Here is a 24,449-nt window from a genome sequence, read left to right as displayed (position 1 = left end):
TATCATTTTTAATTTCTTAAACTAATTTATATTGTTGACCTATATAAAATATTGTATATATTATAATTGATAGTTTTTAATAAAGGAGTATTATTATGAAACTTGTAGAAAATAAGATAGCGTTAGTAACTTCATCAACTAGGGGTATAGGTTTAGAATGCAGTAAGAAATTGGCAGAAAATGGAGCTAAGGTTTATTTGGCAGTAAGAAGACTTGATGCCGGTAAACAGATAGTCGATGAGATTATAAAAAATGGCGGTAAGGCAGATGTTGTTTATTTTGATGCTACAAAAGAAGAAACTTTTACTTCTATGATAGAAGATGTTATAAAAAAAGAAAACAAAATAGATATACTAGTTAATAATTTTGGTACAACTGATGTTAATAAAGATTTAGATTTAATTAATGGAGATACTGACACATTTTTTAAAATTGTAAATGAGAATATAAAAAGTGTTTATTTACCTTGTAAGGCGGCTGTAAAAAATATGAAAGCAAATGGGGGAGGAAGTATAATTAATATTTCATCTGTTGGAGGATTATTTCCGGATATATCTCGATTAGCTTATGGTATATCCAAAAATGCTATTAATTTTTTAACTAAAAATATAGCAGTACAATATGCAAGAGAGAATATAAGATGCAATGCTGTGCTTCCGGGATTTGTGGCAACAGAAGCTGCTATGGAGAATATGTCAAAAGAGTTTTTAAGTGCTTTTTTGAAGAACGTTCCTTTAAATAGGCCTGCTACAACAGAAGATATAGCAAATGCCGTATTATTTTTTGCTAGTGATTTATCTTCGTTTATTACAGGAGAGACTATGCCTGTTTCTGGAGGTTTTGGAGTGCCTTCTCCAATGTACGCATTATATCAGGATATGATGAAAAAGGGATAATAAAACTTTATATTAACATAATTATTTTAATTGACAAAAAATAAATTTATAATACTATTAAATAGTTTATTTTTAATAATTTTACTTTTTTGCTAAAATTATACTTATAATAATATATTTTTATTTAAAGGCTTCCTAATTATGATATATGAGATTTTTTATCCGCTTCGAGAAAGTTTTTTTGGTTTCAATGTTTTTAGATATATTACTTTTAGAACTGCAGGAGCTGTTGCCACTGCATTAATTTTAGTATTGGTATTTGCTCCGGGTATAATAGAAAAATTAAAGAAGCTGCATTTTGGTCAGGTTGTAAGAGATGATGGACCAGAAACTCATTTAGTTAAAACTGGTACACCTACAATGGGCGGCATATTTATAGTAGGAAGCGTGTTAATAAGTATATTATTATGGGGAAAATTAGACAACATAAAAATTATACTTCTTACAATATCTTTAATCATACTTTCTATAGCAGGATTCTTAGATGATTTTCTTAAGATTAAATACAAAAACTCTAAGGGATTACCCGGTAAATATAAAATTGTATTTCAAGTAATTGTTGGATTAATAATAGGAATATATTTGTATTATTTTGATAAATCAACTTTTTTAATGAAATTTGATTTGGAGAAGAGTATAAGTGTTTTGGAAGCTGTAAAAGTTGCACAGGTTCCTTCATCAACTTTATTTATACCATTTTTCAGCAATATTTATATAGACTTAAAGATGCTTTATATACCTTTTTCTATATTTGTGGTTGTGAGTATGAGTAATGCTGTAAATTTAACTGATGGACTTGACGGTTTAGCTATAGGGCTTTTAATAATAATGTCTATGGCCTTTGCAGTGCTTTCTTATGTATCTGGTAACTCTTTAATCTCAACATATTTAAAAATACCTTTTATATCCGATGCTGGAGAAGTTACAGTATTTGTTGGTGCTTTAATTGGGGCTGGTTTAGGATTTTTATGGTTTAATGCTCATCCTGCACAGGTTTTTATGGGGGATGTGGGTAGTTTATCACTTGGAGGAGTTTTAGGGATAATTGCTTTATTTATAAAACATGAGCTTTTGCTTGTGATAGTTGGAGCTGTTTATGTGTCTGAGGCTTTTAGTGTTGTTGTGCAGGTATTTTCCTATAAGCTATTTAAAAAAAGAGTATTTAAAATGGCTCCTTTGCATCATCATTTTGAAAAGTCTGGATGGAAAGAAACGCAGGTTGTTTTTAGGTTTTATATAATTGGTATAATAACTGCTTTAATTGGCATAGCAACTTTGAAAATAAGATAATACGATATTTAATATTTATATATAGGTGTAAAGCTTTATGAAAGGAAAATTGATTGTTATAGAAGGAATAGACGGAAGCGGTAAGTCTACAATTGCAAAAAAATTAGCAGAAACATTAAACGAAAATAATATAGAAACAATATACACTTTTGAACCAACAAACGCCTACTATGGAGCTAAATTAAGAGATACTATGCTTTCTAAAGATATGGATTTAGATAGAGAATTAAAGCTTTTTGTAGATGATAGAAAAGAGCATATAAGACTAATGATAAAACCAGCTTTAGAAGAAGGTAAAACTGTAGTGCTTGATAGATATATGTATTCATCTATTGCCTATCAGGGTGCTAAGGGTATAGATATAGAAAAAATAAAAAACATGCATAAAAGTTTTATTCTAATTCCAGATATAGTCTTTATTTTTCATCTGCCTGTAGAAAAATCTTTAAATAGAATCATAGAAAAAAGAGGCTTCATAGATAGATTCGAAAATAAAGAATATCTAAAAAAAGTAAACAGCATATTTAGTAGTTTTAATGAGCCTTTTATATATCATATTAATGCTGATAAATCTATAGATGATATACACAAAGAACTCATTGATATATTAAAACAAACTAAAATGCTTGCTCCAAACCCTCTTCAATAACATCTGATACAATTTGATTATTTGCATTGTTATAATAATTATTTTTATCTATAGTTTTTTTATCTAAACTTTTTACTTCTAGAGCAAGTATATAAATAGAGTTTTTTCTAGTTCCATCTTTAGCAATATAAGAGTTCTGTCTTAATTCTCCATGTACTAATATATGTCTTCCTTTAAGAAGGTTAACAGCGATTTTTTCTGCAGTAAATCCCCAAGCTATTAAATCAAAAAAGTAAACCTCTTTTTGTAAACTTCCATTAACATAATAATATCTATTGTTGGCTATAGAAAACTTGCATAAAGATTTTCCGTTTTTAGTTTTTATATATGAAGGGTCTCTTGTTAGTCTTCCTTCTACTACTATTATATTAGCATTTCCAGACATAATTTTTTACTCCTTATTTTTTATTATAGTATTAGTTAAACAAAAATTATAAAAAAATATGCCTGATTTTATTTTTATTTTTTTAGAATTTATTAATTTTTTAGAAATATATTAATCTTCAGAATCTTCGCCCTCTTCTTCATCATCTCTGTTTCCAGAAGCCTCTCTTAGAACTTGTTTTATAGCATCAAAAATCTCTCTTGCCTTAGCCTTATTTATATCTGTAGTTTTAGTTCTTTTAGTGATAGAAGCTCTTTTTAATATCATATCTCCGTAAGTATCTCCTATACCGCTTATTATAAGAGGATTTTTAATAAGTTTTTCTACAGTTGTAGTATTATCTGCAAGCAGTTGACAAAATAAATTATAATTAAATTGTTTAGTGAGAGGGTCATAACCTACTTGAGGCATTGTAGTATAATCTTTCCATATAGGTATAATATGTGTAGCATCATCTTTATCTTTACTTTCATCTACAACAAAAAAGTTTCCGTTATCAGTTTCTAATTTTATTATAGCATTTTTATAAGTATTATTTTCTGTAAGTACAAAAGAACCTCCAGAACCCAAGTCCACAAGCATAGCATCTTGTGAGAACTGAAAATGCATATATCCGCCATGTCTTAATACATCTATTATTTTTTGTCCTTTAACTTCTTCAAGCTCTTTGTATTTTTTGTCTAAAGCAACAACATTATTAATATAAGAATAACAAATTTCACCCTTTAATGCATTAATCAAATTAATTAAATATGGTAGTTCTTTCATACACTACAACCCCGTATATATTATGTTTACTTTGATTTTAACATTTTTATAAAAAAAAGCAATCTGAATAAATGTTATATTGTTTTATAATGCAGTAATTTATTAAAATTATGCATCTTATAGTGTTTAGGAGTGTGAGATATTGGACATTTTTTAGTATAAAAAAAGCAGTATCCTTGTTATAATATTTTGATATAGAAAACAAATAAAAGGATACTACTATGAAAAAAGATTATAGCACAGAATTTAAATTATTTATAGTGGATGAAGCATTAAAAACTAAAAATATTAAAAGATTTTTAAAGATGGAAAGAATAAATAAATCCACTTTTTACACTTGGCTTAAGAAATATAAAGACACTGGAACTGTCGCTAATTTTAGCACTAGACCGAAAACTTCTCCAAATATCTTTAATAACCAAAAAGCTATTAATTTAATTATTAAACTCTATACTAAAGAATATCGAGGTAAGCATTATATTAAAGCATATTTAAATCGTAAAGGAATTAAGATAGGTGTTACTGCCGTTGAAAATGTACTAAAAAGAAATAATCTTTGGAGATACAAAATAAAAAAGAAAAAGAAGCGATATGATAAACGAAAATTTGTCTCTAAAATACAAAAAGAAGGCAAAATAGTTCAAATAGACACTAAATATATCAAATTAGGCAGAAAAACAGTTTATCAATTCACTGCTGTAGATTTAGCTACTCGTTATAGTTGGAGAGAAATCTATGAAGATAAAACACCTTCTAGTGCTTTATCTTTCTTAAAATATGTCTTAAAAACTTCACCTTTTAAGATACAAGCTATACAAACGGACAATGGATTATAATATACTTATCGCTGTATTAATACTCCTAAAATAAATATTTTTGATGAATATTGTCTTAAAAAATAAATTAGAGAGGAGATATATTCCTATAGCAACACCAAGATACAATGGCGTAGTAGAAAGAGTACACGGCATAGACGAAAGAGAATTTTATTCACGATTAAATAAAAATATAACTGTAGAATTATTAAGAGAAAAATTAAAAGAATATACACATTTTTATAACAATCAAAGATTGATTTCTTCGTTAGGTTATATTACAATCAAAGAAAGAATCAAAAATATTATAGCAAGTAAAAGTACAATATCTATGGCTCCATGACATTATGCATCTTATAGTTTATTGTGGAAAAGTTACAAAAATAGTATAATAAAGGTGCTTTAAGGAGTATACATGAATTTAACTATTCCCTACGAAAATAAAATAAAAGAATCTGACAAAAAGATAATAGAAGAATATATAGAAAATAATGTAGAAGAATATAAAAATAATTATGCTAAACTAACAGAACTTACAATGGATGCTGTATCATCATTAAGTGCTTCAAAATCTAGAACACAATTTATTGCTAATCAGGGGTTTATTAAAAATATATTAAATACAATTACAGGACAAAATAGAAAGATAAGATACGAAATTGATTATAATTACTCTATAGTAAAAAATGCTTCTATTAAAATGATAGAAACTTTAGCAAGACAAAATAAAATAACTTATGAGGGAATAATATATTTAAATAATAAACTTAATAATATAGGAAAAGATATAGACGAAGAGTTAATAGCAGTATGTGAAAATGTTAGAGAGTCATTTAATGTTTTATTAAATAAGATAGATGAGCAATCAAGCAGAATAGATAATATAGAAAAAAAGGTTCAGCTATTAGAGTTTAAAGCTTCTAAAAATATATTAGAATATAATGGTTTAAAATATATTGAGATGGATGATATAGAGAGATTAATATGCTTATCTAATGATTTGTATCATAGCATAACTTCAAATAATAAAAAAGATAGTTTAGTATTTAAAGATAATATTTTTATGATTAAGTCTATATTATTTGATTTTAATATAAACTTAGAAGGCTCTACATCTTTAAAAGATTTTTATCTTAAATTTATTGAAAAGCCTTATTTAATAGATAAAATATTTTCTTTAATTGATATTAATAATGATGTGGCTCAAATATTTATTCCTATACTTGGAGCTGTAAAAAAATTAGAAAAATTAAACTCTGAAGAGAATTATATAGTATCATCTATATTAGAGAAACTTACTTCTTCAAATATAGAAGCTAACATAACAGATATAAAATTTGATTTAATAAAAGAATATGGAAAAAATATTTCAAATTTTGATTATGAAACAACTATTAATAATTATGAGCTTATAGTTTTAATAATGAATGAATTAAAAATAATATCAACAAAAATAGAAGTACCAGCTATAAGTTTAGAAAATGGTTTAGAGTTAATAAAAGAGTATTATTCTTCAAAACAGTATTTAAAAGTTATATTAGAGTCTAGTAAAATAAAAGGAAATAATAAAGAGATTTTGAATATGAAGATTGATTCTCTATATAAAATATTAGTAAAAGAAGTGTCTAAAACTAAAGACTATAAGGAAATTGCAAAAGTATATTTAATTAAAAGTGAATATGATAAATCTATGAAATATTTAAATAAGTATTTTGAAGAGCATTCTAATAATAAAGAATTATATAGATATAAAAACAGATTAAAAGAGCTTTATGAAAAAACAAAAAAATATCAGGATAAAATATCTAAGCAGATAGATAAAACTAAAGATGATAATAAAAAAGAGTATTTAGATTTTTTGAATGATTTTTGGGGGCTTTATTTAAGTAAGATAAAATAGTCGTATAATTTTTTGGAGAGTATATAATGAATAAATTAGGATTAGTTTTAGGAGGCGGCGGAGGACTTGGAAGCTATGAGATAGGTGTATGGAAGGCTTTAAGAGAATATAATATTGACAAACAGATAAAGGCTATATCGGGAGCTTCTGTGGGAGTATTGAATGCATGCTTAATGGCACAGAATGATTACACTATAGCAGAGCATATTTGGACTAAAGAAATAGAAGATAAAATATTATCCAAAAAAAAGCTAGATAGCAGAAACAAAAGCATATCAGCAAATGGAATATTTAGCAGAGAGGGGTTACTTGAGATTATAGATAAATATTTAAATGTAGAAACTGTATCAAATTGCAAATATCCAATATATGCTGCGGCAGTAAATTTACATAATATTGATGTCGAGTATTTTAAGCTAAATGGAAAAAGTATACAAGAGATAAAAGAGATAATGATGGCTACAAGTGCTATACCTATAATATTTGGAAGGCAGAAGATTAATGGGGTTAATTATGTTGATGGGGGGATTGAGTTTTTAAATGGGAATAATTTGCCTCTTACACCTTTATATGAATATGGGTGCGATGAGATTATAGTTGTTAATTTATATAGAGATGCTATAGTGGAGAAGTCTGAAACTTGCAAGGTTTATGAGATAGTGCCTAATAAAGATATAGGTGCTTTCACTAATGGAGGATTAGATTTTACTTTAGATGGGGCAATGTACAGAATAGAGAGAGGATATATTGATACTATGGAGATATTGAAAGCGGTATTTGAGTTTAAAATTATGGAAGATGAAGTTAATTATATGAGTGATAAGATTAAAGATTATAATATAAAAAGTTATAATGATAGAAGCAGATTAAAGAGTAAATTGTATAGAGCTATAGATGATTTAAAAATAGATGATTAATAAATACGGAGCAGAAAATGAAAATTTTATTTATAAGACATGGTCAAACAAAAAACAATGCAGAGCAAAAATGGTTAGGTTCTACAGATGTATCACTTTGGCAAGAGGGTATAAATGCTTTATTAAAAAATAAAAGCAAAATAGATAAATATAAACCTTTTGATAAATTATATTCAAGCCCTATGAAAAGATGCACAGAAACGGCTAAAATATATTTTGACGATATGAATTATGAAGTTTTAAATGATTTAAGAGAGAGAGGATTTGGAAAGTTTGAAGGTATGACTTATAGCGAGCTTAAAGATAATCCTTATTATAAAGAGTTTATTAAAAGTTCTTGGAGAAGTGAAGTACCTAGCGGAGAGATAACTAATGATTTCTTTAATAGAGTTTATAATGTATATTTAAGTATAATAGAAGATATGAAAAAAAATAATTTAAACTACACTGCAGTAGTTACACATGGAGGTGTAATTATGACTATATTAGATAAATATAATAGTTCAGAAAAAGTTCCATTTTATGATTATCTTTTACCTAATGGTTGCGGATATCTTACCGAAATTATAGAAAATAACAATTTAAAAATAATAGAAAAAATTTTATTATAAAATAACGGAAATTAATTTTATGCAAACTTTATTAATACTTCCTATATCATTTCTTTTAAATATTTTTGTATATAAATTTAAAATTGATATATTTCAATATATAAAGATTCCAGTAGAAAAATTGCAATATTTATTAAGAGATAAAGTTTATAAAAATAATGAAACATTAGAGCTTATTTTGGGAATAATAGTATCTTTAATAGTTTTATTTATCTCTTTTATCATACCATATTTTTTATTTTATTTTTTATATAAAGTTAATTTTTTATTAGGAATTATAATAGAACTTATAGCGGCTTATATTATTATAGGAATAAGGAAACCTTTTGAAGTTAGCGATTCAATATATTCTTCTGTTAAATATGTAAACTTAGACGAGGCAAAGAAGATTTTAAAAGAAAATACTAATATAGATGTTAATGATATTGATAGAGAAAATATTATTAAAAAGACTATAGAATATTCTTCTATTAGTGTTGGGGAAGATTATATATATACTTCTATTTTCTTTCTTTTAGGTGGTGTACCTCTTTGTTTTATGTATAAAATATTATGCATGCTTTCTGATATATCATCAGATAATGATGTTGCTATTGATGAAAATAGGGCTAAAGATAAATATGGAATGTTTAATATTAATTTTGCATACTATATTAATATGATACCTTCTATATTTGCGTTTTTATCATATGCGGCTGCTGATTTTCTTTTGGGATATGATATAAAAAAGGTTTTTAGAGTTTTTAAGAGAGATGGAAATGATAATAAGGCTAGGTTGGAGTGTGCTGTTGCGGGGGCTTTGGATATAGAGCTTGGAGGAGAATATTTTAAATGTTCTGAGATTCATGATAGAATTTTAGTTGGAGATGCTATTAACAAATTAGAATCTAGTCATATAGTGGCATCTAATAAAATACTTATTATGGGAGCTATAATTGCTTTATTTGTGTTGATAGTTTTAAAACTATTATTTATGTTGTTTGGAATTATTTTTAATAAATTATTTTTTTAATTATTTATATGGGGGGATTTTTCATGCAAGAAGATATTTTATTTACAAGAAGAAGTATAAGAAAATATATTAAAGACAAGGCAGTTGAAAAAGAAAAGATAGAGTATATATTAAAAGCTGCTATGTATGCTCCTTCTGCGAACAATAAAAGAAATTGGGAGTTTATAGTTATAGAGAAGAGAGAGACATTAGATAAAATAGCAGATGTTCACCCTTATGCTAAAATGCTATATACTGCAACTTTGGCTGTTATTGTATGCGGAGATTTATCTGATGAATCTGGAAAACTTTATTGGCAGCAAAACTGTTCTGCTGCAATAGAAAATTTAATGCTTGCTTGTAAGGCAAAAGATTTGGGAAGCGTATGGCTTGGGGTGGCTCCTCGTGAAGAGAGAATGAATGATATTATAAAATTGTTTAATTTACCAGAGCATATAAAACCTCTTGGAATAGTTGCTGTGGGCTATCCTGATGGTGAAGTAGCTATGCCTGATAGATTTGAATCAAACAAAATTCATTATGAGGCTTATTAATTTTAATTATTTGATTATTTTATGAGGATTTATTTTCTCAATATTTATATTTTTATAATATGCATTAAGTATATTATAAGAGATAAATTAAAGTAAAAATGCAGTTCTTTTGGTTCTTTTATACCAATAAAAGAACTGGGGGTGCGTGGGCTAGTCCCCGCAAATAATTAAAATATAAAAATTTCACTGTATATTAAAATAAGCCAGATGACTTTTTCGCATGTTCCAACAATTCTTCGGCATGCTTTATGCTTGCATCTGTTATTTCTTTTCCTGTTATCATTCTTGCTATTTCGTTTACTTTATTAGAATCATTTAACTCTTCTATAGTAGAAGTAACCACATCATCTTTTTCATTTTTTATTACTTTAAAATGATTATTAGCATATATTGCAATTTGTGCTAAGTGAGTAATGCTTAATATTTGTTTTTGTTTTGATAAAGCAGCAATTTTCTCTCCTATAACTTCTGCAATCCTTCCGCCAACACCTACATCTATTTCGTCAAATACACAAGTCTCGCAATAATCTCCGCTAGAAAGCACACTTTTTAATGAAAGCATAATTCTTGATATCTCTCCGCCAGAAGCAATCTTTCTTAAAGGCTGAAACATAGCCTGCTTATTTGGTGCTATTATAAACTCTATATTGTCTACACCATTATAGTTTGCTTTTAAGTTTGTGCCGTCTATATTAAGTATGCCGTCTTCATCATCTTCATCATAGGTTATCTCAACATCAAATTTTGTAGAGGTCATTCCTAAGTCGCACATCTCTTTTTCTATAGCATTTATAAAAACATCTTTCTTAGACTTTCTTATATCAGAAATCTCTTTTGCTAGTGCTGATGTTTCCTTTCTTATGTTTTCTATTTCCTCTTTTAGTTTTAAAATATCTTCATCAGAGAAATTAAGAGAGTCTAATTTTTCTTTAGCCTCTTTGGCATAATTAATAATTTCTTTAATATTGTTTCCATATTTCTTTTTTAATGTGTTTATAAAGAAAAGTCTTTCATTGAGAGCCTGTAATTCTTCTGGGTCAAATTTAGCCTTCGCTCTTATTTCGCTGAATACTGTTTTTATGTCCTCAAGGTTTAATGATATAGCTTCTATTTGTGATGCTAAATCTGAAAGCCTATCATCATATTGAGAAATTGATTGTAATGTATTAATGCTTCTTGTAAGTTTTAAATAAGCACCAGATTCATTTCCAAATATATCTTTATTTATAACAGATAGGGCAGAGGCTATATTTTCTGCATTAGACATCATTGCTATATCATTTTTTATCTCTTCATCTTCATTATATTTTAAGTTTGCCTTTTCTATTTCTTCTATAGCATATTCTAAAAACGATTTTTCTTTTAATATTGTATTTTTATTTTGTGATATTTCATTATATTGTTTTATTAGTTTTGTAAGTTTGTTATAATTGTCTCTATAAACTTGCAATTTATCTCCAATGTTTAAATAAGCATCATAAAAATTAATATGATTTGCCGCATTAAAAAGTGATTGATGTTCATGCTGACCATGTATGTCTACAATTAAATCTCCTAATTCTTTTAATTCTGCTACACGCACACCAATATTGTTTATAAAAGAACGGCTTTTACCGTCTTTTGTAATTTCTCTTTTTATATTGAGTTCATTGCCTGTAATTTCTATATTCCATTCTTTTAATTTGTTTTTTACTATATTTAATGATGATTGCAAAAAGAAAGTTCCTATTACAGTTAGCCTATCTCCATTTAAGCCTACCATTCTTGTAGAGCCTTTTTCTCCTGTAATTAATTCTAATGCACTAATGATAATGCTTTTTCCAGCACCTGTTTCACCTGTTAAAACATTAAATCCATTTTCAAAGTTGATTTTTACTTTATCTATTAATACAAAATTTCTAATATCTAAATATTTAAGCATTATTATATGCCCCAGTTAAGTTTGTTTCTAAGTATATCATAAAATAATCTATTTGCACTCTGAAATATATAGCAGTTTTTATCACTTATACTTGCTTTTACAATATCATTTTTTCCAAATTTATATATATCATAACCATCTATTGTTATCATACCTTTTTGGGATTTTTGAGAAAGTTTTATTTCTACATTATCCCCCTTAGGTATAACAAGCGGTCTAAATGTAAGTGAATGAGGTGCTATTGGTACAAAAGACATAGCATCTATTGTAGGAACAATTATCGGTCCTCCTGCACTTAAAGCATATGCCGTTGAGCCTGTAGGAGTAGCCATAATAACACCATCTCCGATTATAGATGATACTTTCTTTCCAGATATGTTTATATCCATATATAAAGTTCTTCCATCTAATTTACATAATGCTAGTTCATTTATTGCTAAATATTTTTTTATAGATTTTTCAGTTTTTATTTCTATATCTAAAAGTGTTCTAGGTTCTATTTCATATAATGTTTTTTTATTATTAAAATATTCTTCTATAATAAGATATGCCTCTTCTGGAGGAATTTCTGAGATAAAACCTAATGTACCGTTATATATAGGCAAAACAGATATATTATATTTAATGGCTATTTTTAATGCTGATAATAATGTGCCGTCTCCTCCTATGGATATAAGCATTGATACATTTTTTAAGGTTTTTATTGCTTTGTTGATATTGTTATAAGATGATATATCATAATCTATAAGTATGGCATCTACATTATATTTATTTATAATATTTTTTATTTTTTTTACTATAGTGTCAGTATTATTTCTGCTTTTATTTATTATGATGCCTATTAATTTCTTCTCTATATTATTATTTTTTTTCATCTTACTTTTCTTACAATAAATAGTTTTTAATTAAAATATTATATAAAACTTTTAGCAATATATCAAGTAAAATAAAAATATATAATGTATTTAATAGGCACAAAATATTTTTTTTATATACATTTAAGTTTTTTAATCTATTTTGATTCCCGCCCTATTAACCTTTCTGTATTATAAAAAATTTTTGTTTTTATATTCTAAAATTCTTAATAAAAAAAGCATATCCACCCAAGATTTTTATTAGGTTTAATATACCATATCCCGCACGTTAAATAAACTAATAAAATAATTAAAATTGTATTTCAAATTAATTTATATTTATTGTTTAATTTAGCGTGCGGTAAGTAGATATTAAATTTCAAAATGTTTTTAAGATAAAAATGTTGTTATATATAAAAAGGGGATAAAAATCCCCTATTAAATATTTAGTTTATTTAACTTCTTTTAAAGTACCTTTTAATGTAAGAATATCATTTTCAAAAGTACCCTGTAAATCTCCTTGCCAATAAGAAATTCCATCTTTTGCTTTATCTGTAACCATTTCTATATTTGCAAAATCAATATCATTAGAAATTTGTAATTTACTCATTTTGTTGTTTTCTAAATCATAACCAATTTTAAATATTCCATTAGTATCAGATTTTAATTCATAAGCCCAAGGATAAACAGTAGGACCTCCTGCATGTGCATATCTGATAGTTATAACACCAGTTTCATCTTTTGTAATGCCTGTTCCTGTAACTTTTGGTCCATTAGTACCATCTAAAGTTTTTTGTGATATAGAAGTCCCTGTCATACCGTCAAAATTATAAGTTTTAGATGGTGATACTCCATATAATACAAAAAATCCTAATCCTCTTTCAATCTTATTGTTAGCAAATTGTTTGTTTTCGTATCTATATGAATCCCAAGATTTTGTAGCACCTGTAGGTGTAGAAGCTCCTGTAACTGCATCTACTTTAGCATCTATATCTCCATAGCTTCCTGTCACTTTTAAATATGAGTTTTCCATTATAGTATTGTCATCATTAGCTTTTTCACCAAATATAGCCTGAAAGTCTATAGTAAGTGTTGCAGGCTCTGTTGTTGTTTGATTATTTGTTTCAGTGTTTCCGCCACATGAAATAATGAAAATAGATAGTGCCAAAATTATTAAATGTTTCATAAATTATTATCCTTTTATGTATTTTTCATTAATTATATACTATATACGAAAAAAATGAAATATTTTTATAATTCTAATAAAAAAGAGAGAAGCATGAAAACCTCTCTCTTCTTTAATAATTAATTTCTATTTTCTATTAGTCTAATTTATCTCCTACAATTTTACCACTATTATCTACATAAACTTCTCTATTGTTTCCTAGTTTTAATTTGTAGCTATTATATTCTTTACTTATTTCTAAAACAGGAACTTGAGGATATTTAGTTCCTACTGCTTTAATTACAGCGGTAGGTATAAATTTTGTAGGCAAAGGCATTTTAGAAGATACATCAGTCCAATCTCCGTTTCTATCGAAGTCTATTTCAACTCCGCTAGCTAATTCTGCTTTAAAACTATTTCTATCCTGTTCAGCATAAACTATCTGGTCGTTTGCAAAATTAGCTTTGATGAAATCTTGTGCTTTTTTTGGAAGCTGATTAGCCTGTATAGGCATGTCTGCTGCAAATACCGCAGCTATAGATAGCATCATAATAGAAGCAATTAGAATAATTTGTTTTACTTGTTTTTTCATTTTACTCTCCTTAACGGTTTTATTATAAGTATAATAATAGTATAGTATATTGTTTAATATTTGTCAAGTTTTTTTACAGTTTTTTTGTAAAAAGGTAAATTATTTTTACAAAATATTTGTAATCTTTTTTTATTTGCATGTAATTTTTTACTCTCCAAAATCAAAATATCATATTTTATATAATACTTATAAGTAATAATAATTTATTTGATATTTTTTTAAAGGATATATAATAAGCTATCTTATTATAACAATACTTATTATAAGGATACTCACATTGGAGAATCTGCATTATTTGCTAATGAAAGCTAATTCTATTTTTGCAAAAAGAGTAATGCTTGAAGCGAACAAAATAGGGCTTACATCTGGTCAGCCTAAAGTTCTATATTTTCTATCTAAATTCAAAGAGGCAGACCAGAAAACCATAGCAAATTATTTGGAAATAGAGCAGACAACTGTTGGAAGCATATTACTAGGTATGGAAAATGCTGGACTTATTTTAAGGAAGCAGCATGATGGTAATAGGCGTTCTCTTTATGTTTCTCTAACAGAAAAAGGAATAGAAGCTTCAAATTATATGCAGAAGGTTTTTGAGGATATAGAAAGTATTGCTACAAATGAGATGTCAAAAGAAGATGAAGAAAAATTAAAAGAACTGTTAATGAAAATGTGTCAGTCGCTTAGGGGAGTTTAATTATGAAGAGAGAAATTTTTAAAAATCATTTTATTGAAAGATGTATAATATTATTAATAGGACTTTATATCATGTCTTTAGGTATAGCTTTTTCTATTAAAGCTGCACTTGGTACTTCTCCAATTTCTAGTGTGCCGTATGTGGCAAGTTCAATATCAGGTTTATCAGTGGGAGCAACAACTATTATTATCAATCTTGTGTTTATATTAATACAAATATTGCTGCTCAGAAAAAAGTATGATTTATTTCAGCTTTTTCAAATACCTGCGCTTGTTTTATTTGGACTCATGATTGATTTTTCTGCTTATATAATAAAAGATATAACATATACAAATTATATTCAGCAATGGGCTTTATATGTATATTAGGGATAATATTACTTGGTTTAGTGGTAAGTATAGAGGTAATGGCAAAATTAGTTACTACACCGGGTGAGGGAGTAGTTTTAGCTATTTGTAAAATATTTTCTCTCAAATTTGGCAATACAAAAATGGCATTCGATATATTTTTAGTAGCAGTATCAATAGTTACAGTATTATCATTTTTAGTACATTTGGAAGGAGTGAGAGAGGGTACTATTGCGAGTGCTGTGTTTGTGGGATTATTAGCCAAGCAATTTAGTAAACCTTTAAAAGCCTTAGAAGAGAAGTATTTGTTATCATAAAATATTTTAAAATTATATTCTATCATATTAATATTATATAAAGTTAAAATATTTGCATTTTTTGCAACTTTTTGCGGCGGGAAAAAGTTGACAATATATTTATAAAAAATAAAAATTGACAAAATATAATTCAATTTATCCTAATCAATTATTTTTTATATAAAAAAGGGACTTTATTAATAAAGCCCCTTTAATTTTGCAATAATAATTATTATTTTACCAAACTAGAGAAGTCAAGCATATTCTTGAAAATTTTATCAACCGAAGAAAGCAAAGCTATGCGGTTATTTTTTATTTTCTCATCATCTACATTTACCATAATATCTTTAAAGAACTTATCTAATGGTTCATAAAGACTTGCTAATAAAGCAAATGTTTGTTCATATTCTCTTTTTTCCATAAGTTTATTAACTTCATTTAATTTTTCTTTATAAATATTATACAAAGATTTTTCTGCTTCTTCTTTTAATAATGATTCATCTAAATTAACTTCTTTAGCAGATTTAATCATATTTTTAACTCTCTTGAATACTAATAAAAGATTAGAGAATAATTCTTCATTTTTCTTTCTAAATGCATCAATAGCTTCTATCTTTAAGTAAGCATCATACATATCATCTATGCCAGTAGAAAGAACTCCTGCAACAGAATCTTTTGCAAAGTCAATATCATTTTCAAAACGAGATTTAAAGAACTCAAATATATCATTCAATAAATCATTACTTTTGTTTACCTTAGCATATTTAGGCATAGAGTTAATAGAATCCTCTATTAATTTTTTAAGATTAATATGCTTTTTAGATTTTATAAGAATGTTTATAATACCAAGAGCCTGTCTTCTTAAAGCATTAGGGTCTTGAGAGCCAGTAGGTATATCAGCAACATAAAAGCCAGCCACAATATTATCCATTTTATCAAGTATAGCTATAGCCTTGCCAGTATCATTTGAAGGTATTTCATCAGCAGCAAATAAAGGTTTATATTGTTGATTAATAGCCAAAGCCACATCATCATTAAGATTCATAGACTTAGCAAAATATCCGCCCATTATACCTTGAAGCTCTGGGAAGTTGTAAACCATATTACTTACCAAATCTGATTTCATATATTTTATAGCTTTAAGTATATTTTCTTTATCTTTCTCATAACCTAAAAGCTTTATTAAAAGTTCAGAGTTTCTCTCAAGTCTTTTTACTTTATCAGCAACGCTTCCAAGTTCTTTTCTAAACATAAGCATTTCAAGTCTTTCATTCATTTCGTCCATTCCCTTTCTAATATCTTCTTGATAAAGGAATCTTCCGTCAGAAAGTCTTGCTGTTAATACTCTTATGTTTCCTGCTATTATCTGAGGAGTTTTAGGCTGATTAGCTGTGATTACAAATATATTAGTTAAAGAGCTGTCTTTTTTACATAATGGGAAGTATTTTTGATGTTCAATCATTTCACTAGTTAAAACTTCTTTAGGCACTTCTAAGAATTTAGAATCAAACTCAGCAGTAAGCAAATAAGGCTCTTCTACCAAATCAACAACTATTTCAGAAACTTTTTTCTTTGAAACAGCTTCAAAACCAAGCTCTTTTTCTATTTTTTCTAATTGACCAACTATGTTTTCTAATCTCTTTTCTCTTGAAACAATTACATGTTTTTTAGCTAAAGTTTTTTCATAATCTCTAGGGTTATTAATTTCTTTAAACTCTGGAGAGAGCAGCCTGTGCCCAGTTACTTTATTATTAGTCTCTATTCCAGCAACGGTAGTTTTTATAACTTCATTTCCAAATAATGCTAATACATTTCTAATAGGGCGTACGAATGCAAAATCTTTATTTCCCCATCTCATCTTCTTTTTGAAATCTATTTTAGATACAATATCTTCTAAAACTTCTTCAAATAATTTTTTAGTATCCACTCCTTTTTTTTCTTTTTTTACAAATAAATATTTTTTTCCGTTTACTTCTTTTATATATGCTTTATTAAAATCTTCTTTTTCGTCTATATTTTTAATATTGTCAATATTATGAGATTTTAGAAACCCTTCTCCTGCTTTTGTTAAAGTGCCGTCTTTTATAGCACTATCTAATAATGGTCCTCTTGACTCTATAATTTCGTCTTTTGACTTTTCTTCTACTTCTTCTACAAGAACTGATAATCTTCTTGGAGTTGTATAAGCCATTATGGAGTTAAAATTTATACCATTGTTTTTTAGAGTATCTTCCATAATTTTCTTGAAACTGACACTTGCAGGATAGGCAAAATCTGCAGGTATTTCTTCAACCAATATTTCAATAAGTAAATCTTTCACTTCTATAATCCTTAAAAATAATTATGTTCTATATTTTATATTTAGTATATAAAAAAAACAATATTTTTTATTGCAAATATAAATGAAATTAAGTTGAAAACTACTTAAAATATTTATATAATCTTTACTATAATAAATTGGAGAATATATAAAGATGCAAATAAAAAATTTTAATAATGGATATTTACTTTATGAATTAAAAAACAAAAATGATGTGGTATTAAAACTTACAGATATTGGGGCTTCAATAGTTGGCGTATTTGTAAAAGATAAAAATAATAATGATGTTCAGGTTTCTTTTGGAAGCGATGATATTAATTTTTATCTTAAAGCTCATGATTATATAGGTGCTTCTGTGGGTAGGGTTGCAAATAGAACTATAAATGGAGAGTTTACATTAGATAATATAACATATAAATTAGCTAAAAATGATAACAATAAACATCATCTTCATGGAGGAGTTGAGGGAATATCTTTTAAAAAGTTTGATTCTAAATGCATTAATGATAGAAGTGTATTATTTTCTTATTTTTCAAAAGATGGTGAAGAAGGATATCCAGGAAACGTAAATATTGACATCACTTACACTCTTACTGATGATAATGAGATAATAATAGATTATTTTGCAAAGACAGATAAAAAAACTCCTTTGAACTTAACTAATCATGCATACTGGAATCTAAATGGTGATGGTACTATATATGAACATGAATTATTTATAGACTCAAAATATTATCTTCCTGTAACAGATGAATGTGTATCTACTGGAGAGATTTTAAAGACAGAGAACAGTCCTTTTGATTTTACGAAAAACAAAAAAATAGGTGCTGATATAGAAAGATGTGGAGGCTATGATAATTGTTTTATATTTGCTAATAATGATATAAACAAATTAAAAGCTAAGGCTTATAGTGAGAAAACAGGCATAAGTTTAGAGTTTTATACAACACAACCTGCTATGCATTTTTATTCTGGAAACATGCTTAATAATAGAGAGGTGAGCAAGACTGTATTAAACAAACATATGGCTTTTTGTTTTGAGAGTGAGTATTTAGCTTGTGCTTTGAATTTTTTACATTTTCCTAGTATAATATATTCGACTGATAAGGATTATAAAGAGAGAACTATATATAAATTAAGTTTGAATAAATAATTATATAAATTGATAAATAAAGAGAGATTATATTATGGAAGAAAGCAGAAAATCTATAATAGTAGAGCATTATATAAATAGAGTAACTGATTTAAATATACCAGATTATAAAGTAGTGGACTGGGAGTCTGAAGAGGCACAGAATTTAAGATTTAAAGCATTGATAGAACATTTTAATATGAAAGGTAATGTTTTGCTTGATGTTGGATGCGGTGTTGGAAGTTTGGCAGAATACATAGATAATAATAATATTAACTTATATTACATAGGTATAGATATTATGCCTGAGATGGTTGAGAGAGCTAAATCAAAAACTTATAAAAATATTAACCCTCAATTTATGACTATGGATTTCTTTAAAAAGACTGATATAAAAGATGATGTTGATTATATATATACTTCTGGAATATTTAATTTGAATTTGGGAAACAATGAAGCATTTTTAAAAGAGGCTATAGAAGCATTTTTGTTGGTGGCAAGAAAGGGCGTTTGTTTTAATTTGCTTGATATACCTTGTAAAGAGAAATACGGAGATAAATATTATTATTATAAAAAAGATGATATATTTCTGCTTACTCAAGATATATTAAAAAAGCTTAATTTAAATTATAAAATACACATAGAAGATAAATATTTGCAAAACGATTTTTCTGTATTTATAGATTATTAAATAAAAGCTATTTTATAGTAAAAATTTTTAAGTTTGTTAATTGATGCACTTTAATAGAATTATCAACTTTTTGCCACACTCGCACCACAGGCACTTCCTTCGGTCGCCCTGAAGGACTCCCTTCGGTCGCTGTGCGGACTTCGTCAAAAAGTTTTTACCCTATGGGTACGCTTTGCGAAAAACTCAATTACTAGAACTTTATATTAAAAATATATGTATTAAATGTATGGTATAACCTAAATTTAGACTAACAATGCAGTTTTTTTGGTTCTTTTATACCAATACCGCAGGCACTTCCTTCGGTCGTACCGAGTAGGTGCCTATCGGCAAAAGAACTGGGGTCTGGGGCAAAGCCCCAGATATAAAAACAAAAATATGATTTTATTTTTGACAAAATATAGTTGTTTAGGTATGTAATTTCATATCAACTTTTCCCGTGGCAAAAGTTGCAAAAGCACATATTACTTTTTATTATACAGTGAAATATTAATAAAAAATTAATACCCCAATAAAAACAATGATTATACTAACTTAAGCTTTCTAATATTTTTTATATTAATAGTATTATTTAAAAGATAGCTCTTAATATCTCTAATTCTTATAGGTTTATTATCATTTTGAAGTATAGTTATAAATATTTCATCATCTTTTTTGTTTAATATATAATCTCCCAAACGCTCTTCACTTTCTTTTAAGTCTTCTTTATTTGAAAGTAAATTAAATGCTTTATTATTATCATTGGTATTAATTTTATATAAAACATTTTTTGGAAGAGTTTGTATTTTTTTGATGTTTTCAGCTATAAAGTTAGCTTCTAATATTTCTATTCCTATATGAGAGAGTAAATTATTAATTTTGTTTTTTAATAAATCTATGTCTATATTATCTGTTAAACTTACTTCCATATATTCAGCATCACTTTCGCAGGCAAAAGGAGTAGGTGGGGTAAAAACTATTTTTTCAAGAGGGTGAAATCCCCTGCCTAAAGATATACTAGCCCCTGCGATTTTAAAAGCACAAACCATCACACGTGATAAATCATGCATACCCAAAAGTGATGATATACCTTCTTTTTTAAACTTCATAAATACTTTATAGTTTACAGCAAATATATCTCTTTTCTTTAGAGTTTTTAATTCTTCAACCATTTGAGTAAAATTTGTATTTAAAACTTCTTTTTTGTATTTATGGCAATATTTTTTATAATCTATACCGCAGTTTTGACAGTTTCCTGTAAAGCAGTAGTCTGTAAACTTTCCATTTTGAAATCTTTCATATTCTTTGTCAAAGAATTGCTGGCTTACAAGAGTATCAATGCATTTCCAAGGCATATTTATTTTTTTCATTAATAGTTCTTTTATGGTGTATCCGCTCTCTTCTATCACATCTTTCCATACATCATATTTAAAATATTCAACCCAAGCATCAAATCTTGCTCCTTTTTTATATGCCCTATAAATAATCTCTCCTATTTTTTCATCGCCTCTTGAAATTATGCCTTCAATCTCTGCCATTCTAGGTGGGTGATATTTTATAGCTACTTTACTTCCTCTAAAATGCTCTTTCACTTTTCCTATATAGTAAATAGCTTCTTCATCTGTAAGCTGATTATTATTTTCTAAAGGTGTATGAGGCTTTGGTATAAATACATTAATAGCAGCATTTATTTTTACTTTCTTTTTTGATACTTCTAGCATTTTTTCTAATGCTTCTATTATTTCATCAGCTTCTTTTTCTGGATTATCTGTGAATCCTATCATAAAATATATTTTTACTATTTTCCAGCCCATCTTCTGAACATCAGCAAGTATATTATAAATTGCATCTTCGTCCATTGATTTATTTATCTTTTCTCTTAATTCATGGCTTCCCACTTCTAATGCGAATGTTAATCCTGTTTTCCTAAATTGTGCAATTCTTTCGGCTGTTTCTTTATCGAATGAATCTATTCTTAATGAAGGCAGAGAGAGAGAAAAACCTTTATGCTCTCCGAGTGTTTGTAAATATTCTATTAACTCTCCAATATGCGGATAATCATCAGCAGAAAGAGAAAATAAATTTAAAGTGTTTGCTCCAGTGGCTTCTAAAGACTCCATTGCTATATCAACAATCTTTTCTATAGTGCGGTTTCTTACAGGTCTATAAGTAATTCCAGCCAAACAAAATCTGCAGCTATGAGTACAGCCTCTTGCTATTTCAACGGATATTCTGTTTTGAATTCCTTCAACAAGAGGAACTAAAGGTTTCTTCACATAAGGCATTTCATTAATGTTTTCAACAAATATTCTCTTTACATTATCTCTCGGATATTTAGGCACATAAGCATATTCAAGTTTTGAAAGCTCTTTTAATATATCATCTCTTTTAGCACCATTTTTTTTGAGATTATAAATTATATCAACGAAGTTTTTCATCTCAAAATCAAATTCCCCAAATAAAAACACATCAATAAAATCAACCAAAGGAAATGGATTAAATACACTAGGTCCGCCTGCTGCTATTATTGGCACATTTTCTCCTCTTTCATTTCTATGTATAGGTATTTGGCTTAATTCGAGTACTTGAAGTATGTTTGTATATATAAGCTCATATTGTAAAGTAAATCCCAAAACATCGGCGTCTTTTACTCTGCTGAAAGTTTCCAAAGTATAAAGCGGTATATTTTTCTCTCTTAAAAGTTTTTCAAAATCTTCAGCTATACTATACACTCTCTCGCAAGAAGCATATTCAATAGAGTTAATAACCTCATAAAGTATAGAAAGTCCCAAATTGCTAATTGCTACTTCATACATATCAGCAAAACACATAACGAATTTAAAAGGCATATCAGATTTTATTATAGCATTTATCTCACCGCCTAAATATCTAGTAGGTTTTATTATATCTTCACTTTTTACAAGATTTAATATCTCTTCTCTCATGTTGCTGCTTGAATTATTGTTCATAAATACCCTTTAATTAAAACTCTTCAGATTCATTATTTTCTTTGCTTAAAAAACCTTTGATAGTAGTGCAATTAAATAATTCTTTTAAAATTGTTTCAAGCTCATCTCTTGCCTCTATTACCTTTTTATCATTAACTCCAATAAAACCGTCTATTGGAAAAATAATATTAGTAGTAGTTTCTACAATCTTTCCATATTCGCTTTGTCTCCATATCCATCTTCTTGTTCTTATATCGTTACCAGATGTGTATACAAGTTCATTGTCTTCTAATAACTCTATTTCAGTTTCGCCAAAAGGCAAAAACTTATCGCCTTTAACAGAATATCTTACACAAAAATCATTATTCATAGAATCAATATCATGCGAACCCATAGGAAGTTTATATTTTATAGATAAAGCATTAACTAAATCTGCTATTTTATTTATATGAGGGAAACCTTTACCTTTTGACACCCTTGTAAGTATAGCCTCTATAGATGATAAAAACTTATTAGGGTTAATAGATAATTTTTCAAAAGCATTCCTATAGCATAATATTTCGCTGTATTCTTTTATCTTTATATTTTCTAATTCTTTTTGAGCTTTTGATAAATTATTATCAAGTAAATCCATAACATATTTATCATTTTCTCTGTTGTCTATATTTTTAGCAACAACAAATGCTATACATAAATTGTCTAGAGTGTTAAATACTTTTTCTTCTATTTTAAATTTCATACTAATCCTTTATGTAATTTTATTTTTATAATTCTATAAAGAATATAATAAAATGCTTCATTTGTCAAAGTATTAAAAAACATAAAAAATATATAAAAAAATAATTTTTTGGGAACTTTTTTTGAATATCAATCGTCTAATATAATAAATACACAACTTAAGAATAATTACTCATAATTTACTCAAAAACTCAGTGTAATATTTTATATTATGCGGAGTTATTGAATTTATTTTTACTATTTGTATAATTAATATATACGGAGGTAAAACGATGAAGAAATTATTTTGTATATTTTTTATACTATCAATTAATTTATTTTCACAATACTATTATTCTCCAACACCAAGAGTAGGCAATGTAAAACCATTAATACCTAATCAGAGAATACCAATGTATCAGCCTCGTTATGATTTGTATAATCAAAGATATAAAAATTATGGATATACAAAAACATATTACAAAAATGGTAGGTTCTATAAATTTGGAAACGTATATATGACTTATCAAGAGAGAGAAAAATTAAAAGCAATAGACGGCAGATATTCTCCAAGAATTAGAATGCTTGAAGATAGAGTGAGAGTAAATAATTCCAAAATACTGTCAGAAATATATCAAAAATCTCCAAATAATAATGCTGTAAATAGTGCTGTTAATGATAATTTTAGAATACAGATGCAAATACAGATGATGGAAACTTTAAGAAATTTAGAAATAGACAGAAATTTTAAATAAACTGTAGCTGTTTAAAATAGTTATTTGTTAATATTTTATTAATGTCTTAATATAGTAAGATTTTATTTTTTATCTTTTTTGTAAGATAATTATATATATGTAAAGAAAATATAATTTTTGATAAGCTTAAAAAATTAATGTCATGGAGCCATAGATATTGTACTTTTACTTGCTATAATATTTTTGATTCTTTCTTTGATTGTAATATACAATAACGAAGAAATCAATCTTTGATTGTTATAAAAATGTGTATATTCTTTTAATT

Annotated in this window: 25 protein-coding genes; 16 read left to right on the top strand and 9 right to left on the bottom strand. The window is 26.9% G+C overall.

Annotation, left to right across the window (positions count from 1 at the left end; all coding sequences use genetic code 11):
• Window positions 1-95 precede the first annotated feature (95 nt).
• The 3 genes from hdhA to tmk all read left to right on the top strand — a co-directional run bounded on the left by hdhA (window position 96) and on the right by tmk (window position 2,835).
• Window positions 96-896 (top strand): 7alpha-hydroxysteroid dehydrogenase, encoded by an 801-nt coding sequence (gene hdhA / locus EPJ72_RS05135; RefSeq protein WP_147731142.1) that lies wholly within the window; start codon window positions 96-98, stop codon window positions 894-896.
• A 141-nt stretch (window positions 897-1,037) separates the two neighbouring features.
• Complete coding sequence (mraY, locus tag EPJ72_RS05130; RefSeq protein ID WP_147731141.1) at window positions 1,038-2,186, top strand: phospho-N-acetylmuramoyl-pentapeptide-transferase; 1,149 nt, start codon at window positions 1,038-1,040, stop codon at window positions 2,184-2,186.
• A gap of 37 nt (window positions 2,187-2,223) precedes the next feature.
• On the top strand, window positions 2,224-2,835 hold the full coding sequence (gene tmk / locus EPJ72_RS05125) for a dTMP kinase (RefSeq protein WP_147731140.1): 612 nt from the start codon (window positions 2,224-2,226) through the stop codon (window positions 2,833-2,835).
• On the opposite strand, the gene EPJ72_RS05120 is transcribed toward tmk, so the two are convergent.
• Both EPJ72_RS05120 and EPJ72_RS05115 read right to left on the bottom strand, forming a co-directional pair.
• Entirely contained in the window at window positions 2,804-3,220 is a 417-nt protein-coding gene (locus EPJ72_RS05120) for a single-stranded DNA-binding protein (protein WP_147731139.1), read from the bottom strand. The two genes, tmk and EPJ72_RS05120, sit on opposite strands and share 32 nt — an antisense overlap.
• A gap of 111 nt (window positions 3,221-3,331) precedes the next feature.
• Window positions 3,332-3,988 carry a DNA-formamidopyrimidine glycosylase family protein gene (locus EPJ72_RS05115; RefSeq protein ID WP_147731138.1) on the bottom strand — a complete coding sequence of 219 codons (657 nt, stop codon included), beginning with the start codon at window positions 3,986-3,988 and terminating at the stop codon, window positions 3,332-3,334.
• A gap of 221 nt (window positions 3,989-4,209) precedes the next feature.
• Between EPJ72_RS05115 and EPJ72_RS05110 the strand changes: the two genes are divergently transcribed.
• From EPJ72_RS05110 to EPJ72_RS05080, 7 genes are all read left to right on the top strand, one after another.
• Entirely contained in the window at window positions 4,210-4,824 is a 615-nt protein-coding gene (locus tag EPJ72_RS05110) for a transposase (RefSeq protein ID WP_147731137.1), read from the top strand.
• Between the two features lie 43 nt (window positions 4,825-4,867).
• Window positions 4,868-5,146, top strand: a complete 279-nt coding sequence (locus EPJ72_RS05105; RefSeq protein ID WP_242004930.1) for an integrase core domain-containing protein — start codon at window positions 4,868-4,870, stop codon at window positions 5,144-5,146.
• Window positions 5,147-5,218: 72 nt separating this feature from the next.
• The gene (locus EPJ72_RS05100; protein WP_147731135.1) at window positions 5,219-6,703 is read left to right on the top strand and encodes a hypothetical protein; all 1,485 of its coding nucleotides are present in this window, start codon (window positions 5,219-5,221) and stop codon (window positions 6,701-6,703) included.
• 26 nt (window positions 6,704-6,729) lie between these two features.
• On the top strand, window positions 6,730-7,620 hold the full coding sequence (locus EPJ72_RS05095; RefSeq protein WP_147731134.1) for a patatin-like phospholipase family protein: 891 nt from the start codon (window positions 6,730-6,732) through the stop codon (window positions 7,618-7,620).
• A 17-nt stretch (window positions 7,621-7,637) separates the two neighbouring features.
• Window positions 7,638-8,231: a histidine phosphatase family protein gene (locus EPJ72_RS05090; RefSeq protein WP_147731133.1), complete on the top strand. Its 594-nt coding sequence runs from the start codon at window positions 7,638-7,640 to the stop codon at window positions 8,229-8,231.
• A gap of 19 nt (window positions 8,232-8,250) precedes the next feature.
• Entirely contained in the window at window positions 8,251-9,243 is a 993-nt protein-coding gene (locus EPJ72_RS05085) for a cobalamin biosynthesis protein (RefSeq protein ID WP_147731132.1), read from the top strand.
• A gap of 23 nt (window positions 9,244-9,266) precedes the next feature.
• A complete protein-coding gene (locus EPJ72_RS05080) occupies window positions 9,267-9,776 on the top strand; it encodes a nitroreductase family protein (RefSeq protein ID WP_147731131.1) in 510 nt (169 codons plus the stop codon).
• 193 nt (window positions 9,777-9,969) lie between these two features.
• Here the strand turns inward: EPJ72_RS05080 and recN are convergent, their stop codons facing one another.
• The 4 genes from recN to EPJ72_RS05060 all read right to left on the bottom strand — a co-directional run bounded on the left by recN (window position 9,970) and on the right by EPJ72_RS05060 (window position 14,308).
• A complete protein-coding gene (gene recN / locus EPJ72_RS05075; protein ID WP_147731130.1) occupies window positions 9,970-11,697 on the bottom strand; it encodes a DNA repair protein RecN in 1,728 nt (575 codons plus the stop codon).
• 2 nt (window positions 11,698-11,699) lie between these two features.
• Window positions 11,700-12,572: an NAD(+)/NADH kinase gene (locus tag EPJ72_RS05070; RefSeq protein ID WP_147731129.1), complete on the bottom strand. Its 873-nt coding sequence runs from the start codon at window positions 12,570-12,572 to the stop codon at window positions 11,700-11,702.
• A 430-nt stretch (window positions 12,573-13,002) separates the two neighbouring features.
• The gene (locus EPJ72_RS05065; RefSeq protein WP_147731128.1) at window positions 13,003-13,737 is read right to left on the bottom strand and encodes a hypothetical protein; all 735 of its coding nucleotides are present in this window, start codon (window positions 13,735-13,737) and stop codon (window positions 13,003-13,005) included.
• Between the two features lie 136 nt (window positions 13,738-13,873).
• The gene (locus EPJ72_RS05060) at window positions 13,874-14,308 is read right to left on the bottom strand and encodes a PepSY-like domain-containing protein (RefSeq protein ID WP_147731127.1); all 435 of its coding nucleotides are present in this window, start codon (window positions 14,306-14,308) and stop codon (window positions 13,874-13,876) included.
• Between the two features lie 301 nt (window positions 14,309-14,609).
• Here EPJ72_RS05060 and EPJ72_RS05055 point away from each other — a divergent pair, with 301 nt between their 5' ends.
• The 3 genes from EPJ72_RS05055 to EPJ72_RS13380 are packed head-to-tail and all read left to right on the top strand — an operon-like array spanning window position 14,610 to window position 15,666.
• Window positions 14,610-15,002: a MarR family winged helix-turn-helix transcriptional regulator gene (locus EPJ72_RS05055; protein ID WP_147731177.1), complete on the top strand. Its 393-nt coding sequence runs from the start codon at window positions 14,610-14,612 to the stop codon at window positions 15,000-15,002.
• Window positions 15,003-15,004: 2 nt separating this feature from the next.
• Window positions 15,005-15,370 (top strand): YczE/YyaS/YitT family protein, encoded by a 366-nt coding sequence (locus tag EPJ72_RS13385; protein ID WP_242004927.1) that lies wholly within the window; start codon window positions 15,005-15,007, stop codon window positions 15,368-15,370.
• 38 nt (window positions 15,371-15,408) lie between these two features.
• A complete protein-coding gene (locus EPJ72_RS13380) occupies window positions 15,409-15,666 on the top strand; it encodes a hypothetical protein (protein WP_242004926.1) in 258 nt (85 codons plus the stop codon).
• A gap of 211 nt (window positions 15,667-15,877) precedes the next feature.
• Here EPJ72_RS13380 and glyS read toward each other — a convergent pair whose 3' ends face one another.
• Window positions 15,878-17,965, bottom strand: coding sequence for a glycine--tRNA ligase subunit beta (gene glyS / locus EPJ72_RS05045; RefSeq protein ID WP_147731126.1), 2,088 nt, complete (start codon window positions 17,963-17,965; stop codon window positions 15,878-15,880).
• Between the two features lie 154 nt (window positions 17,966-18,119).
• On the opposite strand from glyS, the gene EPJ72_RS05040 reads away from it, so the two are divergent.
• Both EPJ72_RS05040 and EPJ72_RS05035 read left to right on the top strand, forming a co-directional pair.
• Window positions 18,120-19,118: an aldose epimerase family protein gene (locus EPJ72_RS05040; protein WP_147731125.1), complete on the top strand. Its 999-nt coding sequence runs from the start codon at window positions 18,120-18,122 to the stop codon at window positions 19,116-19,118.
• 34 nt (window positions 19,119-19,152) lie between these two features.
• Window positions 19,153-19,788 (top strand): class I SAM-dependent methyltransferase, encoded by a 636-nt coding sequence (locus tag EPJ72_RS05035; RefSeq protein WP_147731124.1) that lies wholly within the window; start codon window positions 19,153-19,155, stop codon window positions 19,786-19,788.
• A gap of 521 nt (window positions 19,789-20,309) precedes the next feature.
• On the opposite strand, the gene EPJ72_RS05030 is transcribed toward EPJ72_RS05035, so the two are convergent.
• Together EPJ72_RS05030 and EPJ72_RS05025 are read right to left on the bottom strand one after the other, a co-directional pair.
• Window positions 20,310-22,733: a TIGR03960 family B12-binding radical SAM protein gene (locus EPJ72_RS05030; protein WP_147731123.1), complete on the bottom strand. Its 2,424-nt coding sequence runs from the start codon at window positions 22,731-22,733 to the stop codon at window positions 20,310-20,312.
• A 13-nt stretch (window positions 22,734-22,746) separates the two neighbouring features.
• Entirely contained in the window at window positions 22,747-23,451 is a 705-nt protein-coding gene (locus EPJ72_RS05025; protein WP_147731122.1) for a B3/B4 domain-containing protein, read from the bottom strand.
• Between the two features lie 271 nt (window positions 23,452-23,722).
• On the opposite strand from EPJ72_RS05025, the gene EPJ72_RS05020 reads away from it, so the two are divergent.
• On the top strand, window positions 23,723-24,184 hold the full coding sequence (locus tag EPJ72_RS05020) for a hypothetical protein (protein ID WP_147731121.1): 462 nt from the start codon (window positions 23,723-23,725) through the stop codon (window positions 24,182-24,184).
• Window positions 24,185-24,449 lie beyond the last annotated feature (265 nt).

It is taken from the genome of Brachyspira pilosicoli (assembly GCF_008016535.1).
GTDB lineage: Bacteria > Spirochaetota > Brachyspiria > Brachyspirales > Brachyspiraceae > Brachyspira > Brachyspira pilosicoli_A.
This window is presented reverse-complemented; position numbering and strand designations above follow the sequence as displayed.

Excerpts from the sequence above, each read along its gene's own strand:
- EPJ72_RS05100 (WP_147731135.1), top strand. The coding sequence starts at position 5,219 with ATGAATTTAACTATTCCCTACGAAAATAAAATAAAAGAATCTGACAAA.
- EPJ72_RS05115 (WP_147731138.1), bottom strand. The coding sequence starts at position 3,988 with ATGAAAGAACTACCATATTTAATTAATTTGATTAATGCATTAAAGGGT.
- EPJ72_RS05070 (WP_147731129.1), bottom strand. The coding sequence starts at position 12,572 with ATGAAAAAAAATAATAATATAGAGAAGAAATTAATAGGCATCATAATA.
- EPJ72_RS05030 (WP_147731123.1), bottom strand. The coding sequence starts at position 22,733 with ATGAACAATAATTCAAGCAGCAACATGAGAGAAGAGATATTAAATCTT.
- recN (WP_147731130.1), bottom strand. The coding sequence starts at position 11,697 with ATGCTTAAATATTTAGATATTAGAAATTTTGTATTAATAGATAAAGTA.
- EPJ72_RS05060 (WP_147731127.1), bottom strand. The coding sequence starts at position 14,308 with ATGAAAAAACAAGTAAAACAAATTATTCTAATTGCTTCTATTATGATG.
- EPJ72_RS05040 (WP_147731125.1), top strand. The coding sequence starts at position 18,120 with ATGCAAATAAAAAATTTTAATAATGGATATTTACTTTATGAATTAAAA.
- EPJ72_RS05120 (WP_147731139.1), bottom strand. The coding sequence starts at position 3,220 with ATGTCTGGAAATGCTAATATAATAGTAGTAGAAGGAAGACTAACAAGA.
- EPJ72_RS05090 (WP_147731133.1), top strand. The coding sequence starts at position 7,638 with ATGAAAATTTTATTTATAAGACATGGTCAAACAAAAAACAATGCAGAG.
- EPJ72_RS05055 (WP_147731177.1), top strand. The coding sequence starts at position 14,610 with ATGAAAGCTAATTCTATTTTTGCAAAAAGAGTAATGCTTGAAGCGAAC.
- hdhA (WP_147731142.1), top strand. The coding sequence starts at position 96 with ATGAAACTTGTAGAAAATAAGATAGCGTTAGTAACTTCATCAACTAGG.
- EPJ72_RS05105 (WP_242004930.1), top strand. The coding sequence starts at position 4,868 with ATGAATATTGTCTTAAAAAATAAATTAGAGAGGAGATATATTCCTATA.
- EPJ72_RS13385 (WP_242004927.1), top strand. The coding sequence starts at position 15,005 with ATGAAGAGAGAAATTTTTAAAAATCATTTTATTGAAAGATGTATAATA.
- EPJ72_RS05035 (WP_147731124.1), top strand. The coding sequence starts at position 19,153 with ATGGAAGAAAGCAGAAAATCTATAATAGTAGAGCATTATATAAATAGA.
- EPJ72_RS05085 (WP_147731132.1), top strand. The coding sequence starts at position 8,251 with ATGCAAACTTTATTAATACTTCCTATATCATTTCTTTTAAATATTTTT.
- mraY (WP_147731141.1), top strand. The coding sequence starts at position 1,038 with ATGATATATGAGATTTTTTATCCGCTTCGAGAAAGTTTTTTTGGTTTC.
- EPJ72_RS13380 (WP_242004926.1), top strand. The coding sequence starts at position 15,409 with ATGGCAAAATTAGTTACTACACCGGGTGAGGGAGTAGTTTTAGCTATT.
- EPJ72_RS05080 (WP_147731131.1), top strand. The coding sequence starts at position 9,267 with ATGCAAGAAGATATTTTATTTACAAGAAGAAGTATAAGAAAATATATT.
- EPJ72_RS05110 (WP_147731137.1), top strand. The coding sequence starts at position 4,210 with ATGAAAAAAGATTATAGCACAGAATTTAAATTATTTATAGTGGATGAA.
- EPJ72_RS05095 (WP_147731134.1), top strand. The coding sequence starts at position 6,730 with ATGAATAAATTAGGATTAGTTTTAGGAGGCGGCGGAGGACTTGGAAGC.
- EPJ72_RS05065 (WP_147731128.1), bottom strand. The coding sequence starts at position 13,737 with ATGAAACATTTAATAATTTTGGCACTATCTATTTTCATTATTTCATGT.
- tmk (WP_147731140.1), top strand. The coding sequence starts at position 2,224 with ATGAAAGGAAAATTGATTGTTATAGAAGGAATAGACGGAAGCGGTAAG.
- EPJ72_RS05025 (WP_147731122.1), bottom strand. The coding sequence starts at position 23,451 with ATGAAATTTAAAATAGAAGAAAAAGTATTTAACACTCTAGACAATTTA.
- EPJ72_RS05020 (WP_147731121.1), top strand. The coding sequence starts at position 23,723 with ATGAAGAAATTATTTTGTATATTTTTTATACTATCAATTAATTTATTT.